At 41.7% G+C, this 15709-nt stretch carries 17 protein-coding genes; 3 read left to right on the top strand and 14 right to left on the bottom strand.

Going from position 1 to position 15709, the window contains the following annotated elements:
• The 11 genes from HMPREF9186_RS02030 to HMPREF9186_RS02080 all read right to left on the bottom strand — a co-directional run bounded on the left by HMPREF9186_RS02030 (position 1) and on the right by HMPREF9186_RS02080 (position 9885).
• Positions 1-666, bottom strand: a complete 666-nt coding sequence (locus HMPREF9186_RS02030; protein WP_037613883.1) for an MmcQ/YjbR family DNA-binding protein — start codon at positions 664-666, stop codon at positions 1-3.
• 101 nt (positions 667-767) lie between these two features.
• Positions 768-1403, bottom strand: a complete 636-nt coding sequence (locus HMPREF9186_RS02035; protein WP_009731160.1) for a copper homeostasis protein CutC — start codon at positions 1401-1403, stop codon at positions 768-770.
• A 21-nt stretch (positions 1404-1424) separates the two neighbouring features.
• Positions 1425-2027: a hypothetical protein gene (locus HMPREF9186_RS02040; protein ID WP_009731161.1), complete on the bottom strand. Its 603-nt coding sequence runs from the start codon at positions 2025-2027 to the stop codon at positions 1425-1427.
• A gap of 120 nt (positions 2028-2147) precedes the next feature.
• The gene (locus HMPREF9186_RS02045) at positions 2148-3104 is read right to left on the bottom strand and encodes an ABC transporter permease (protein WP_009731162.1); all 957 of its coding nucleotides are present in this window, start codon (positions 3102-3104) and stop codon (positions 2148-2150) included.
• Positions 3104-4165 (bottom strand): ABC transporter permease, encoded by a 1062-nt coding sequence (locus HMPREF9186_RS02050; RefSeq protein WP_009731163.1) that lies wholly within the window; start codon positions 4163-4165, stop codon positions 3104-3106. Before HMPREF9186_RS02050 ends, HMPREF9186_RS02045 begins: the two co-directional genes overlap by 1 nt.
• The gene (locus HMPREF9186_RS02055) at positions 4158-5693 is read right to left on the bottom strand and encodes an ABC transporter ATP-binding protein (RefSeq protein WP_009731164.1); all 1536 of its coding nucleotides are present in this window, start codon (positions 5691-5693) and stop codon (positions 4158-4160) included. Before HMPREF9186_RS02055 ends, HMPREF9186_RS02050 begins: the two co-directional genes overlap by 8 nt.
• Before the next feature lie 130 nt (positions 5694-5823).
• On the bottom strand, positions 5824-6885 hold the full coding sequence (locus HMPREF9186_RS02060; RefSeq protein WP_009731165.1) for a BMP family lipoprotein: 1062 nt from the start codon (positions 6883-6885) through the stop codon (positions 5824-5826).
• Positions 6886-6960: 75 nt separating this feature from the next.
• A complete protein-coding gene (locus HMPREF9186_RS02065; protein ID WP_009731166.1) occupies positions 6961-7350 on the bottom strand; it encodes a cytidine deaminase in 390 nt (129 codons plus the stop codon).
• Positions 7337-7999, bottom strand: a complete 663-nt coding sequence (deoC, locus tag HMPREF9186_RS02070) for a deoxyribose-phosphate aldolase (protein ID WP_009731167.1) — start codon at positions 7997-7999, stop codon at positions 7337-7339. Before deoC ends, HMPREF9186_RS02065 begins: the two co-directional genes overlap by 14 nt.
• 18 nt (positions 8000-8017) lie before the next feature.
• The gene (locus HMPREF9186_RS02075; protein ID WP_009731168.1) at positions 8018-9295 is read right to left on the bottom strand and encodes a pyrimidine-nucleoside phosphorylase; all 1278 of its coding nucleotides are present in this window, start codon (positions 9293-9295) and stop codon (positions 8018-8020) included.
• A complete protein-coding gene (locus HMPREF9186_RS02080; RefSeq protein ID WP_037613886.1) occupies positions 9292-9885 on the bottom strand; it encodes a class I SAM-dependent methyltransferase in 594 nt (197 codons plus the stop codon). Before HMPREF9186_RS02080 ends, HMPREF9186_RS02075 begins: the two co-directional genes overlap by 4 nt.
• Positions 9886-9975: 90 nt before the next feature.
• Here HMPREF9186_RS02080 and coaA point away from each other — a divergent pair, with 90 nt between their 5' ends.
• The 3 genes from coaA to HMPREF9186_RS02095 all read left to right on the top strand — a co-directional run bounded on the left by coaA (position 9976) and on the right by HMPREF9186_RS02095 (position 11816).
• The gene (gene coaA / locus HMPREF9186_RS02085; protein ID WP_009731170.1) at positions 9976-10896 is read left to right on the top strand and encodes a type I pantothenate kinase; all 921 of its coding nucleotides are present in this window, start codon (positions 9976-9978) and stop codon (positions 10894-10896) included.
• A 96-nt stretch (positions 10897-10992) separates the two neighbouring features.
• Positions 10993-11241, top strand: coding sequence for a 30S ribosomal protein S20 (gene rpsT / locus HMPREF9186_RS02090; protein ID WP_023023719.1), 249 nt, complete (start codon positions 10993-10995; stop codon positions 11239-11241).
• Between the two features lie 65 nt (positions 11242-11306).
• Positions 11307-11816: a DNA topology modulation protein gene (locus HMPREF9186_RS02095; RefSeq protein ID WP_009731171.1), complete on the top strand. Its 510-nt coding sequence runs from the start codon at positions 11307-11309 to the stop codon at positions 11814-11816.
• Between the two features lie 256 nt (positions 11817-12072).
• On the opposite strand, the gene ldcB is transcribed toward HMPREF9186_RS02095, so the two are convergent.
• The 3 genes from ldcB to HMPREF9186_RS02110 form a co-directional block, all read right to left on the bottom strand.
• Entirely contained in the window at positions 12073-12852 is a 780-nt protein-coding gene (gene ldcB / locus HMPREF9186_RS02100) for an LD-carboxypeptidase LdcB/DacB (RefSeq protein WP_009731172.1), read from the bottom strand.
• A gap of 10 nt (positions 12853-12862) precedes the next feature.
• Positions 12863-14659 (bottom strand): TcaA second domain-containing protein, encoded by a 1797-nt coding sequence (locus HMPREF9186_RS02105; protein WP_009731173.1) that lies wholly within the window; start codon positions 14657-14659, stop codon positions 12863-12865.
• 66 nt (positions 14660-14725) lie between these two features.
• Positions 14726-15709, bottom strand: a 984-nt coding sequence (locus tag HMPREF9186_RS02110) for a DUF6574 domain-containing protein (RefSeq protein ID WP_009731174.1), incomplete at its 5' end; no start/stop codon positions are given.

Genomic DNA, 15709 nt, shown 5'->3' on the forward strand with positions numbered 1-15709 from the left:
TTATTTCCCCTTTTTTGTGAGTTGCCAACTCCGATCCACTAGTGCAAATAGCTCTTCATCAGCTAATGTATTGTCTAATGGGATACTCACCCAATATTTTTTATTCATATGAAATGCCGGATAAATCCCCTTCTCTTGCGTTAAATCCGCAACTTGATTGGTCTTGACATTCAAGACTTCAATTTTTCCAGATTTACCAGCATCCAATTTTTTCCAATCAATGGCCATAAACACCCCATACCACTTGAGAGTGTCTCGATGACGAATAGCACCTGAATCTGGAGATCTTTCCCATAAATACTCAATCCTTCCTTGGAAGCGTTGGGAAATATAGTTCATGAGACGTTTTGCTTGTGGGTAGAGAAAATCTTCCACCTCGAAACATGACTGTCGAATGGCTGCCAGGGTTTCCTGACAAACTTCGCGAACTTGACCGACAAAATGTCCTTGGAGTTGTTCTAGATGGATCTGAATATATTCATCTCCTGTATCCTGATCATAGACCTTAAAGGAAACCTCCTGAGCCTTAATCCACATCTTTAAGAAAAAACTACCAGACAAGACTGGGCATTGGTATTCGAAAATGCCATCCATTTTCTTAAAACCATATGCCTGTGCTTTATCTGGCTGAAAGCTATATTTGTCAAAATAATGCTCTAAAAACATCTTCTCTCCCTTATGCATGACTGAACGAGAAGAGGCTGGGAACAATGTGCCCAACCTTGATAACTCAACCATAAAACGGCCTAAGCTAGTGATCTAATCCTTTAAAACACGATGCGTGTCCCATGCAGTTGATGAACGCCTAATTGCTTCAAAAAAAGCTGACGATTCTCTAGCGTTACGCCCCCACCTGGTAGGATCTGAATCTTTCCCTTGGCTACAGCCAGTAAACGATGATAGTGGGCAAAGCGTTGCTCAAGTGTTGCGTCTAGACTGCCACCACGTGTCAAAATACGAGCCACACCCTGGCTAGCGAGCCAGTCAATTGCCTCTAGCTGATCCTCAACTGCTAGCTCGTCAAAAGCCATATGAAAGACAACTTCTGAGTCCCCACATGCAGCCAGTAATCTCTGGATGACTAACCGATCCAACTGAGCATCCTCGTTCAGCGCCCCAAGCACAAAACTAGACACCCCTAATTCTTTTGCCGCACCAATGTCTGTCAACATGGCATCGACTTCAGAAGCTGTATAGACGAAATCTCCTCCACGCGGACGAATAATGACACAAAGATCCACAGACTTCTCGCTTGTGAGTTTGAGCGCTTCTTTGATCACGCCCAGACTGGGGCTAGTCCCTCCTACTGCAAGGTTATCACATAGTTCAATGCGACTAGCACCGGCAGCAATCGCCTTGTCAAGCAAGGTTAAATTCTCCGCACAAAATTCAAAGACAACCATCACAACTCCATCTTCAAAGATTTAAAATAACGATATACGAATTGTCACTTTAGCATTGCCATTTTCTACTCTCGCTTTTGGAATGCTATAACCAGCCTGAGGAATCTCTAGCAAGATTTGATCCCCACTCACTGTCAAGGCTGATCCGTCTTGACTGGATTGATCTTTCAAATAGTTGAGAACCAAGGATTTCGGAATAGGCATTTTCCCTAATTTAGCACCTGTTACAGTCAACTTCATAACATTATTCTCGACTTGTCCCATCATCGTCAAATCCAGGTAACTATCAACAGGTCCAAGCGATACTGGAACTTTGACATGAAGGTCATTGCCATCCATCCCAAGAGCCATCTTTTCATAGTCAGAATTTTCAAGAGCTGATCCTGCACTAGTTTTTACGACTTGGCTCAATTGCACAGAATTAAGAGTCAGCTCAGTAGAAAGACCCTCCGTACTCACAGAGGCATTTGAAACCGCATTTTGAGCTAGTTCAATAAATGAGCTTCCTGCCTGCACGTTTCTTAATTGCTCCCCTTCAGGGATAGATCCAGGAACCAACAAGAGCACTAATAAAATAAATAAAACGATAAACAAGCCAATTAGGCGTCTGATCCATTTAAACATTTGTTTCTCCAATACGTGAAAAGTTGTATTCCTATTGTACCCTAAATCCAAAGAAATTGCGACTAAGAGGCGCCTTTAGAAAGCAAAAGAGACCGAGGAAACCCCGTGTCTCTCTTTGTATTATTTCGATTTAATATAGTTGACACCATCTGCTTTCGGAGCAACTGCTTGTCCGAAGAAGGCTGCCAAGACAATCATGGTTAAGACATACGGTGCAATTTGCAAGTAAACAGTTGGAACTCCTTTAAGGAAGGCTAATTGGTTACTGATAACCGCCAAACTTTGTGAAGCTCCGAAGAAAAGACTAGCCAACATAGCACCAATAGGATTCCACTTACCAAAAATCATAGCTGCAAGGGCGATAAATCCAGGTCCTACGATGGTTGTTACTGCGAAGTTAACTGAAACGGATTGCGCATAAATGGCTCCTCCAATACCAGCTAGGGCTCCAGAAATCATAACTCCCAGGTAACGCATTCTATAAACGTTAATTCCCAAGGTATCCGCTGCTTGTGGGTGCTCCCCAACTGAACGAAGACGCAATCCAAATTTTGTCTTGAACATAACAAACCAAGCAAAGAATGAGAAGAGAATGGCTATCCAGCCGATAATACTAGCATTATTGAAAAAGATATCGCCAATGACTGGAATTTTGGATAGAAATGGAATCGATGTTTTCCCAAAGGCAACTTTGATATTATCCGTTTGTCCTTTGTTGTACATCGCTTTAACAAGAAAGACTGCCAATGGTGCTGCCATCAAGTTCAAGACTGTTCCTGAGACGATATGATCTGCACGAAAATGCACCGTTGCGACCGCGTGAATCAAAGAGAAGAGAACTCCGATACCTGCTCCAACAATCAAGGAAACCCAAGGTGTCCAACTTCCTAAAGTAGGTTCAAAAGTCAAGTTAAAGACAATCCCTGCGAAGGCTCCCATCACCATGATTCCTTCAAGACCAACGTTGACAACTCCTGCGTGTTCTGAGTAAGCTCCTCCAATACTTGTGAAGATGAGCGGCGCTGCATACACAATCATAGAGGAAACAAGAATACTTAAAATCGTTACAATACTCATTAGTTTGCTCCTCCTTTTTTAGCTGAACGCATCGAAATCATTTTTTCAATAATGTAGTGAGCACATACGAAGAAGATGATAGAAGCTGTTACGATTTGAACAATTTCTTCCGGAATAGCCGCTGGCTTCATTCCGACACCACCAACTTGAAGAACTCCAAACAAGAAGGCCGCAAATGGAATACCAATAGGTGAATTCATAGCAAGAAGGGCTACTGCCATTCCGTTAAATCCAACGCTCATTGAGCTACCTTGGACATAAACATTTGAGTAAGTACCCAATCCTTCTACAACCCCACCAATACCAGCTAGGGCTCCAGAAATGATCATTGAAAGGATGATAGTCCGTTTAGCAGACATCCCTGCATAATCCGCAGCATTCGGATTCAAACCTACGGCACGAATTTCAAATCCAAGGGTCGTTTTCTTCATTACAAACCAAATCACTACAACTGCAATAAGGGCAAAGAAAATACCGATATTCATTTGTGATTTGTTGGTCAATTCTCTCAACCATTGTGTTTGATAAACAGCATTCGCTCCAACATCAATACTCGAGTCTTTGTTCTTCATAATACTTGCTGGGAAGCTGTGAATGAGGGCATTCCCTGAGAAGAGAACAATATAGTTCATCATGATGGTGATGATGACTTCACTAGTACCGAGGTAAGCACGAAGGAAACCTGGAATCGATCCAACAAATCCTCCTGCAATAGCTGCCACTAAAACTGTCATCGGGATCATGACAACACGTGGTAAATCTGGGAAGGACAAAGCAAACCAAGTCGCCATAATCCATCCTGCAAAGGCTTGTCCTGGAAGGCCGACATTGAAGAAGCCGGCACGGCTAGCTACCGAGAATCCAAGGGCGATTAAGATAAGTGGCCCCATCGCACGAGAGATTTGTCCCAAACTTTTCACTGAGCCAAAGGCTTTATTGAAGAGAAGTTCGTATCCCCAAAGCGCGTCATAGCTAAAGATCCACATGATGATGGCCCCTAAGATCAAACCTAGAAAGACAGACACCAATGGAACAGCAATTTGTTTTACATTCTTATTCATTTGATGCTCCCTTCTCAACCTTTCCTCCTGCCATCAGGATTCCAAGTTCTTGCTTATTCGTCGTTTCAGGGGTTACGATCCCTTGGATCTTCCCATCATGAATAACCGCAATACGGTCAGAAACATTCAAAATTTCATCTAGTTCAAAGCTAACAACAAGTACAGCTTTCCCATTATCCCGTTCTTGGATCAAACGTTTGTGAATGTACTCAATCGCTCCAACGTCCAAGCCACGTGTTGGTTGACTGACAATCAAGAGATCTGGGTCACGGTCGATTTCACGAGCGATAATGGCTTTCTGCTGGTTACCACCGGAAAGAGCTTTAGCTGGAACCACTTCACTGGCTGCACGAACGTCAAATTCTTCCATCAGTTTCTTAGCAAAAGAAGTGATTTTTGGATAGTTTAAAATCCCATTCTTACTGAGTGGCTCCTTATAATAAGTTTGCAAGGCAATGTTTTCAGAGATCATCATATCCAGAACCAATCCATCCCGATGACGATCTTCTGGAACGTGTCCCACCTTCATCTCCGTAATTTGACGGGGACGAAGTCCGACAACATCCTTGCCTTTAATCTTAATCAAACCAGATTTCACCTTCCGAAGACCAGTAATGGCTTGGATCAATTCAGACTGACCATTTCCATCAATCCCCGCAATCCCGACAACTTCACCTGCACGAAGTTCTAAAGATAGATTCTTAACAGCAGGCACACCACGGTTTTCGTTAACTACTAAGTTTTCGATAGATAGGACCACTTCTTTTGGTTGAGAAGGACCTTTCTCTGTTTTAAAGGAAACAGAACGACCGACCATCATTTCAGCTAAATCTTGGTTTGTAGCACCTGCAATTTCAACTGTTTCAATGGATTTACCACGACGAATGACTGTTACGCGGTCTGCGACAGCACGAATTTCATCTAACTTATGCGTAATCAAGATAATCGATTTACCTTCATTCGCTAAGTTTTTCATGATAGTCATCAATTCTTCGATTTCAGAAGGGGTTAGAACCGCAGTTGGTTCATCGAAGATCAGGATATCGGCTCCACGATAAAGCGTCTTTAAAATTTCTACACGTTGCTGAGCACCAACAGAAATATCCTCAACTTTCGTATAGGGATCTACTGCCAAACCATACTTTTTAGATAATTCAAGAATATCTTGACTGGCTTTTTTAAGGTCTAAAACACCATGTTTAGTGGTTTCAGAACCAAGGATAATATTTTCAGCAACAGTAAAGGCTTCAACCAACATAAAGTGTTGGTGTACCATTCCAATTCCTAAAGAAGCTGCTTTTGAAGGTGAGTCTAGGTTAACAGTTGTTCCATTTACCAAGATATCTCCGCTCGTTGGTTCCAACAAACCAGCTAGCATATTCATCAGGGTAGATTTTCCTGCACCGTTTTCTCCAAGAAGTGCATGGATTTCACCTTTGCGCAACTGAAGGTTAATCTTGTCATTTGCTACAAATTCACCAAATTTTTTGGTAATCTCACGCATTTCGATGACATATTGATGTGTCATGTGCTGTTTCCTTTCAAAAATTTTTATTTCAATAAAATCTATTAGATCCACACTAACAAATTTTATTGAGACAAAAAAGTCTCACTTTAAAAGAAACGGCCCTATAAGGCAGGGCCGGTCCAATCAAATATTATTTTTCAGGAACTTTAATAGAACCATCAAGGATTTTAGCTTTTGCATCTTCAACAGCTTTTTTAGCATCTGCAGAAAGGTTGTCCGTTGTCAAGTCAACACCGCCATCTTTCAAGCTGAATGTCTTCACTTCACCACCTGGGAATTTACCTTCAGAAGCTAATTTAGCCAAGTCTTGTACTGATTTACCAACTTGTTTCAAAGAAGAAGCCAATACAAAGTTTGATTTTTTACCATCTTTAGAAGTATATTCGCCTTCAGCTTTTTGGTCACGGTCAACACCAAGAACCCAAACTTTTTCGTCTTCATTTTTCTTCTCGTTCAAGTCTTTTGCTTCAGAGAAGACACCTGCACCAGTACCACCAGCTACTTGGTAGATAACGTCTGCACCTGCAGCGTATTGAGTAGCAGCAATAGTTTTACCTTTAGCGGCGTCACCAAATGAACCAGCATAGTCTACTTGAACCTTAATAGATGGGTCAACAGATTTAACACCAGCTTCAAAACCAGCTTGGAAACGTGAAATAACTTCACCTTCCATACCACCTACGAAACCAACTTGTTTTGATTTTGTTGTTTTCGCAGCAGCAACACCAGCAAGGTAACCAGCTTCATTATCCGCAAATACTGCAGATACTACATTCTTTTTACCTTCAATACGGTCATCGATGATAACAAAGTTAGTGTCTTCATTGTCAGAAGCTGCTTTTTCTACTGCATCACGCAAGGCAAAACCTACACCGAAGATCAATTTGTATTCGTCAGAAATAGCTTGGTCCAAGTTTGTTGCATATTGTGATTCATCTGTTGATTGGAAGTAATCAAAACCATTTCCTTTAGAAAGACCGTTTTCTTTCCCCCATGCTTGCAAACCTTCCCAAGCAGATTGGTTGAATGATTTGTCATCCACACCACCAGTATCGGTAACGATAGCAGCTTTCAAATCTGTTTTAGATTCTGAGTTAGCGCTATCTTTTTTAGACGCACGATTACCACATGCTGCAAGTCCGATAGCAGCGACAGTTACTAGACCAAGACCTAGCCATTGTTTCTTGTTCATTACTGAACCTCCTAAATTGTTGTGCAACATTGTTGCGAAGTATTGAAAGGGTCAACAGACCGCCTCACAGACTCTCTAAGTAAGGTCTGTAAAGGAATATGGAAGTAAATCCTTGACCGTCATCACGACCGTCGATTTATTTTGAGATACCAAGGTTACAGGAAGGTCTGGCTCAAAAAATTCAGCCATCACCTGACGACAGGCCCCGCATGGTGAGATTGGTTTCTCTGTTTGCCCGTAGACAATGAGCTCTTTAAAATCGCGAGCCCCTTCAGAGACAGCCTTAAAAATCGCTGTCCGCTCCCCACAATTGGTTAATCCAAAACTAGCATTTTCAATATTGACACCTGTATAGATGTCCCCATTCTTTGTTAACAGTACAGCTCCCACCGGAAAATGAGAATAAGGTACATAGGCCTGCTTGCTCACTTCAACTGCTAATTCGATCAAATCAGTAGTCGCCATCAGCTAGATTCCCTTCCACAATCGCTACACCAGAAGAAGTCCCAATACGGGTCGCACCAGCTTCGATAAAAGCAAGAGCATCTTCATAAGATCGAGCCCCACCAGAAGCTTTGACACCCATTTCTGGTCCTACTGTTTGGCGCATTAAGGCCACATCTGCTACAGTCGCTCCTCCAGTTGAGAAACCAGTTGAGGTTTTCACAAAATCTGCTCCAGCTGACTTAGCAATTTGGCAAGCAAGGACCTTTTCATCATCTGTTAAGAGACAGGTCTCAATAATGACCTTGACAAGCTTATCACCGCTCGCTTCCACTACTGCTTGAATATCTTCCTCAACTAGTGCTAAATTCTTAGACTTAAGAGCTCCGATGTTGATGACCATATCAATTTCATCGGCCCCATTTTGAATGGCATTTTTTGTTTCACACGCTTTGACAAATGGTGTATTTGCTCCCAAAGGAAAACCAATGACGGTACAAACTTTAACGTCTGAATCGCGCAAACCTTCCGCAGCAAAATTCACCCATGTAGGATTGACACAGACACTTGCAAAATCATAATTCTTAGCTTCTTCAATCAACTTTTCGATTTGTTCTTGTTGTGCATCTGGTTTTAAAAGAGTGTGATCAATATATTTATTTAAATTCATATCATCTCCTAAAGGTCCCTAAGATATTATTTCAATAATCTCTGTAACGCTTTCAGCTCTTTTTAGTATTTTAACATTTTTTTTGAATTCTGTAACGCTTTCTTGTGAATTTTTTTCATTCATGTAGATGCGCGCGATTCGTTCACCTTTTTTTACCTGCTCTCCCACTTTTTTATCAAACACAATACCTGTTTCATAATCCAGAGGATCTGATTTGACAGCACGTCCCGCTCCTAAACGCATGGCAAATAGCCCAAACTCCATGGCTGGCAAGGCTGCAATGAAACCATCTTGATCCGCTGTTACTTCAATGACCTGATCCACTTTAACAGGCCGATGCAAATCTTCGATGTCGCCACCTTGGGCAAGAACCATTTCTTCGAATTTTGCCAAGGCTTGTCCATTAGTCAACTGCTCCTGTATGGCTTCAATCGATTGATCTACATTAGCTAATTTCAACATGATTTGCGCTAACTCACAAATAAACTCCGTTACGTCCGCTCGGCCCTGCCCCTTAAGAATATCCAAGGCTTCTAAAATTTCTAAACGATTACCAATGCTGGTTCCTAAAGGCTGACTCATATCTGTAATGACAGCGATGGTTTTCCGTCCCACTGCATTTCCAAGATCCACCATGGTGCGTGCTAGACGACGAGCATCTTCGATATTCTTCATGAAGGCTCCTTCGCCCACTGTCACGTCCAAAAGAATGGCATCTGCACCAGATGCAATTTTCTTACTCATGACGGAGCTAGCAATTAAAGGAATGGTATCCACTGTCGCCGTCACGTCACGAAGAGCATACAAGAGTTTGTCTGCTTTCACAAGTTGGTCGGATTGCCCAATGACCGACAAGCCGATTTCCTGTACTTGCTGGATAAATTCCTCTTGACTCCGTTCGATTTGGAATCCTTTAATGGATTCCAATTTATCAATGGTTCCACCAGTGTGACCCAAGCCACGGCCGCTCATCTTGGCAACCGGAACTCCGAAACTTGCTACCAAAGGCACTAAGATCAAGGTTACCTTATCGCCGACACCGCCAGTCGAGTGCTTATCAACCTTAATCCCTGGAATCGCTGATAAGTCAAACTGTTGCCCTGTTTCCACCATCTTCATGGTCATATAAGAGATTTCTTCCGTTGTCATCCCTTTAAAATATACGGCCATGGCAAAAGCAGACATTTGGTAATCCGGAACGGTTCCAGCCACATAGCCTTCAATCAACCATTCAATTTCTTCCTTGCTTAAGGCAAGGCCATCTCGTTTTTTCTGAATGATATCTACTGCTCTCATGATACTTTCTCGCTTCTTAAAATATAATAACCCTTGTCCTTTTTCACAGTCTCACAATTACCAAATGTCTCTTCCATTTTGGCTTTAGCACTTGGAGCACCTTGTTTTTTCTGAATGACAATGGTCAAGTCGCCACCTGGTTTCAAATGTTCAAAACTACCGGTAATCACTTGGTGAACCACTTTCTTACCAGCTCGGATCGGTGGATTGCTTATGACATGGTCAAAGACCCCTTCTACTGCTTCATAGACATCCGAAGAAAAAATTTGGGCTTCTACCTGATTGCGGGCTGCATTTTTCTTAGCCAATTCCAGTGCCCGCTCATTGACATCAACCATCGTCACGGCAACACCCTGCGCTTTGACTAGAGACAATCCAATCGGGCCATAGCCACAGCCCACATCAAGGACGCTATCTCCTTCTTGAAAATCCAAGGTTGATAAGAGCACCTGACTTCCAAAATCGATCATTTTTTTACTGAAGACACCTGCGTCTGTATAGAAGTTCATCTTTTGTCCCAATAAAACGACAGACAAATCATGAATATCATGTTCTGCGTCTGGGTTTACATCGAAATACATTTTACTCATATGTTTATTTTATCATAATTTATTCTATTTTTAAATCGTTTACATGACCTCTAAAAATTGGTATACTAAAGACTACAATAGGAGTACCAAATGGACAAAGAATTTCTACATTTCGAAAAAATTAATCGGGAAACCTGGCAGAATCTGCACCGTAAAACCACCCCGCCCCTCTCTCAAACTGAACTCAATTCGATCAAGAGTTTTAACGACCGCATCAACCTTCAGGATGTCCGTGATGTCTATCTACCTTTGACAAACTTGATCGGAATCTACAAACGCTCCAAGGAGGATCTAGCCTTCTCTAAAAGTATTTTCCTTCAAAAAAACAGTGAGCGCCAACCCTTCATCATTGGGGTTTCAGGAAGTGTGGCTGTTGGGAAATCAACCACTAGCCGTCTCCTCCAAATCCTACTTTCTCGAACCTTTGAAGGCTCTACTGTTGAATTGGTAACAACGGATGGCTTTCTCTATCCCAACGCTGTCTTAAAAGAACAGGAACTTCTCAATCGAAAGGGATTTCCAGAAAGTTATGATATGGAGTTACTCCTTCATTTTCTTAATCAGATCAAGAATAATAAGAGCGTAGAGATTCCAGTCTATTCTCACGAAATTTATGACATTGTTCCCAATCAAAAGCAAACAATATTGCCAGCTGACTTTGTCATTGTAGAAGGGATTAATGTTTTCCAAAATCCTCAAAATGACAGTCTTTATATGACAGATTTCTTTGATTTTTCGATCTATGTAGACGCTGCGGTAGACGATATTGAGTCCTGGTATATCGATCGCTTCCAAAAACTCCTGGACTTAGCACAGAATGATCCCAATAACTACTATTATCGTTTTACAAAGCAATCACTAGAAGATGTTTTAAAGATGGCCCATCAAGTCTGGGAATCCATTAATTTAGTGAACCTTCAGCACTACATTCAACCAACCCGTAACCGGGCTGATTTGATTCTCCATAAGGCAAACAACCATGAAATCGACGAAATTTATCTCAAGAGATAATGAATGTCGCCTTTTCACGGGACTTTTTTAAGGAAAAGCTATTTTAGGCTTGTCAAAAGGAAACTTTTCATATATAATAAGAGAGTTAGAATATCATTGGAGGTGAAAAAATTGGCAAACATTAAATCAGCTATCAAACGCGCTGAATTGAACGTTAAACAAAACGAAAAAAACTCAGCTCAAAAATCAGCTATGCGTACTGCAATCAAAGCTTTTGAAGCAAACCCATCTGAAGAACTTTACCGCGCTGCTAGCTCAGCTATCGATAAAGCAGAAACTAAAGGTTTGATCCACAAAAACAAAGCTAGCCGTGATAAAGCACGTCTTGCAGCGAAACTTGGTTAATCAAGAATTGCATACAAAATGAGCTCTCCGGAGCTTTTTTTGTTGCTTCGATATGAGGAGATACGATGAAAATTTCGATTATCGGCTATTCAGGTTCTGGCAAGTCAACGTTGGCTGAAACCTTAGCCCGCTACTACTCCATTCCCAAGCTACATATGGACACCCTTCAATTTCAACCGGGTTGGATAGACAGTGACCGGGATTGGATGGAGCAAGAAATGAAACAGTTTCTCAGTAATCATAGAGACTGGGTCATTGACGGCAATTACTCTTGGTGCTGCTATGAGGAGAGAATGGATCAAGCCGACCAGATTATCTTTCTAAATTTCTCCCGTTGGAACTGCCTCTATAGAGGATGGAAACGATACCGTCTCTATAAAGGCCGAGTCCGTGAGAGTATGGCAGCAGGCTGCCCTGAACGCTTTGATTGGAAATTCATCCGTTGGATTCTCTGGGACGGTCGAACTAAGAATGCCAAAAAAAGGTATCGAAATATCCGTTCTACCTATCCCGATAAATTCATCACTCTCAAGAACCAAAAAGAGCTAGATGCATTTCTAAAAAACACACAATAAAAAAGGTTGGAGATTTTAACCCCAACCTTAAAATGTATACAAACTATTTTAAAGTAAAATAAATTAAACGATTCTGCTAAGAAATAAAAATGAGTTCCAATTTTTAGATTGAATCAAGAGAATACCTAAACTTTCCGCTGTGAGTAAAGTGCCTGAAACAATAACGATTCAGGCACTCGGAATTATTGAGCCTAAGGAAAGTTTTTAATTTGACTTTGTCTTCAATCTGAGGTTAGGGGTACAATCCCCAATCTTTTTATTTATCAACGTAATCGCCACCGGTGAAGCCATAGTATTCTTCCAGACTCAAGCCTGAGTCCGCGATATCCTGTGCTTCTTTTCCGATATAGCGAAGATGCCAGCTTTCTGGCATATAACCTGTCACCTTTTCTTTTCCTTCTTGGTAACGAACTACAAAACCATATTTGGCAGCATTCTTGAGCAACCATTTACTTGGCGCAGGCTCTGTCAGCAAATTCCCACTAGTATCAATCAAATCAAAAGTTAAACCCGTTTGATGCTCACTGTAACCAGGTCTTGCTGAATAGCGATCTGCTGCTTCCTGACCATCTTGATTGACATAGTTTTGATAGAGGCCAACTTGGGTATCGTAACTACGAAAACCACTATATTGGTCACTGATCGGATAACCTTCTGCCTGCATGGCTGCAATCAATCCATGAAGGGCCGAAACAGCTTCAGGATCTTCACCTGGATTAAAGTCCGGCGCCAAAGGATAATGTTTGTTAGCGATCATGACTTCGCCATATTTCCCTTTGACACTATAATAGGAACCATTATAGCTAACACCAGAGTCCACTTTGACATCTGACTTGCTTGCTTTTGATGACTCCTCTTTCCCTGTCTCTTTAGATGGATCTTTTACTGAAGACGTCTCTTTAGAAGACTTGCTAGCTGTTTGTGAGGTTTCTTCTTTTTCAGAAGATTTGGAACTGCTTGATTGAAATTGGGAGCATGCTGTCAGGGTTAACAAGGCAACTGTCACCAAAGTTAATTTGGAAAATCTTGCTTTCATGGGGAATCTCCTATGATTCTTTTGTAACGACAATATCCGTAATGACATAACTTGCACCTACTTTTTTCAAGGTATAAGTCTTGTACTTGCGGTTTTGTGAATCTGGATGGCTATCTGTATAATGGACCGTGAAATCTTCATAGGTCTTGATGGTTACCACACCATTTTCTTCCGTGACACTTTGGATATCCAAAGCTCCTGGAGTGTAGTAGTCAATCTTAGCCTTGCGAACACCATCACCGGTTGTGAATTCAACCATCTCTTTGTAGGCTTGACTTTGTGTGTCATAATATTTGGAATAGGTATTGTTTCGATTAGAGACAGAGCTAAAGACTGCTTCACGATACTCTTTCAAGAACTCTTCTGCCAAAGTACGGTTCTGCTCTTCCTTGGCTTCTTGTGCTTTCTTAGCATCTTGAGCACTCTTAATGCGTTTATAGGTATCCTTTGCTAGTTTGAGTTCGATCGGATCGTTCTCCCCCTCTTCAATGGTCACCTTGGCTTTTTCAGTTGTGTAGGTTTCTCCATTCATGTTGAAAACAGCATGCACTTCAATTTCTTGATAAGGAATGCTATCGACTTCAAAAGTCGTACTCGTTCCAACTTCTTTGCCATTGACCACAACCTTCACATCTGTTGGATTTTCAACTTCTTCTGGAAACTCAACTTCTAAATTGCGTTTTTCAGAATTCAGTTGCAATTCTAATGCATTCTTAGTGGCTTTCTTAGGATTGAGGTGGATCTTAGAAGTAACATTTCCAACCTCTGTTTTCGCGGTCAACTCCATTTCTTTTGCATTGTAATGGAAAGAACCTAAATCTGTGACCTCATCTTTTTTCAAGGTCACTGTTTTATTATCTGCTACTTTGAGTTTAGCCTGATCCAAATTGGTCTTGACCTTAACGTGGATCGGATAGCTAGACACACGGTATTCTTGGAAGATCCCGAATTTCTTGTCGGCCTTTTCCAGACCAAAGATCTTGTTTCCAGATTTATCCGTATAGGTGCCTTCACCACCATCATCAATGATCTTGTTTAACTCTGTACCAATATCGATGCCTTGATCTTCCATACTGGTGATAAAGCTCTCAGCTTCGTCTTTTGTCCACTTATCGCTATCGGTTGAAAGCAAGTCCGCTGCTTCTCGATAGTCCTTGGTATCAACAGCCTTAATAAATTGATCAGCTGTGACTTCGACCCGTGTCGTAGACTGGAAGTAAAAGAAAGTGGCTACTAATGCGATGACAAGAAGGATAAGAGCAGCAATAATCCCAATTTTCTTCTTGGAACCTTTCTTCCCACTCTTTGTTTTTTGCTTTTTAGGTGCCTTTTGTTTTTCCTGAGCTGGAAGAGCTTCTGTAAAGTTTGCTTCAGGATAGACCTGGGTTTGCTCTGCAGCAAGTGGTGGAGCAAACTCTTGAGTCGGCTCTTGAGCGACATATTCCTGTGTTTCTTCTGTTGAATCTGGGGTTGCAAATTCTGCTTCAGGCACAGGTCCTACAAAAAACTCGAAGTTTTGACTTTTAGCCGCGGTAAATTCTTCCGCACTTGGCTTGCGACCATAGGTTTCTTCAAAATGTTGCAACCAAGCCTGACGAGCTGCTAGAAGTGGATCGACATTCTTTACTTCTTCAACTGGTTCAAGCACTGGTTCCTCGACAGGTGATAGATTCTCTTCTGGGGCATTGCCTGCGATAGACTGAATTTGTTTTAAATCAAATCCACAGGCTTTCCCAGCCATAAACTCTTCTGGTGACGGTTTGCGACCGATCACTTTTTCAAATAATTCAACCCATTTCTTCTGCATGGATCTCTTCTCCCTCATTATAAAATAGGGAAAGTGGGTATTCCCACCTTCCTTTTTGTGATATGTTTAGTATCCAAAATTACCCAAGTCTCCAAAATTTGGAGTATTTGTAATAGATCCCATAATAGCTTGTTCCAAAATTTGACGATCCAAGTAAACAACAAGAGCTGCAAAGACAATTAAAATCGCAATGGAAGCTACAAGCAATATGAATTTATCTGCTTTAAATTTTGTGTTGTTCAAGGCTTGGTATACTACATACAAGGTTCCAACTGTATACAAGAAGAAGATCAAGAAGTTAAGGAATCCATAGAATTCATAAGCTTTTACAAGTCCAACTAAGAAAGCAAATAGAGAAATAGGCAAGGTGTAAACAGACAAACGTCCAAACTCTTCAAATGAACGGCCGTATGAATATTCTTTATCTTGAAGAACGACACGACGGACAAAGAAACCTGCTACCTGGAAGGTATAGATATTGAAAAAAGCCATGATCAAGATGATCAGAAAGGCACGGAAATCTGCACCATAACCACCTGTAGCTCCACTAGCTGTGAAGAAAGTGCCCAAGGTCAAGACAAAAGCAGTCAAGACATACTGTAAAATTCCGTTAAGAGCTTTTGGATTTTCTACAGCTGTTGGACGTTTCAAAGCTGAAAGGAACCAATTCCAGTAACCACCAACGGCTACACCAAATTGACTTGGTTGGGCAGGATAAGGTTGTCCTGGTTGACCTTGGTAAGGAGCTTGTTGGTAAGGAGCTTGTTGATAAGCTGCTTGATTAGGTTGTTGGTAAGCTTGTTGTGGAGCTTGTTGGAAAGCAGGACCATTCGTTGGAGCAACTTGAGGTGCCGGTTCTTGAACTGGAGCTGCTACTGGTTCTTCTGTAGGTGCTGCTGGTGCTGCTGGTGCTGCTGGCGCCGCGACAAACTCTGGGGCTTGTGGCGCTGCAACCGGTTCTTCCACAGGTGCAGTTGGTGCTGCGACAAACTCTGGGGCTTGTGGCGCTGTAACTGGTTCTTGTGGAGCTGCTACAAATTCTGGAGCCTC

The organism is Streptococcus sp. F0442 (assembly GCF_000314795.2).
Lineage (GTDB): Bacteria > Bacillota > Bacilli > Lactobacillales > Streptococcaceae > Streptococcus.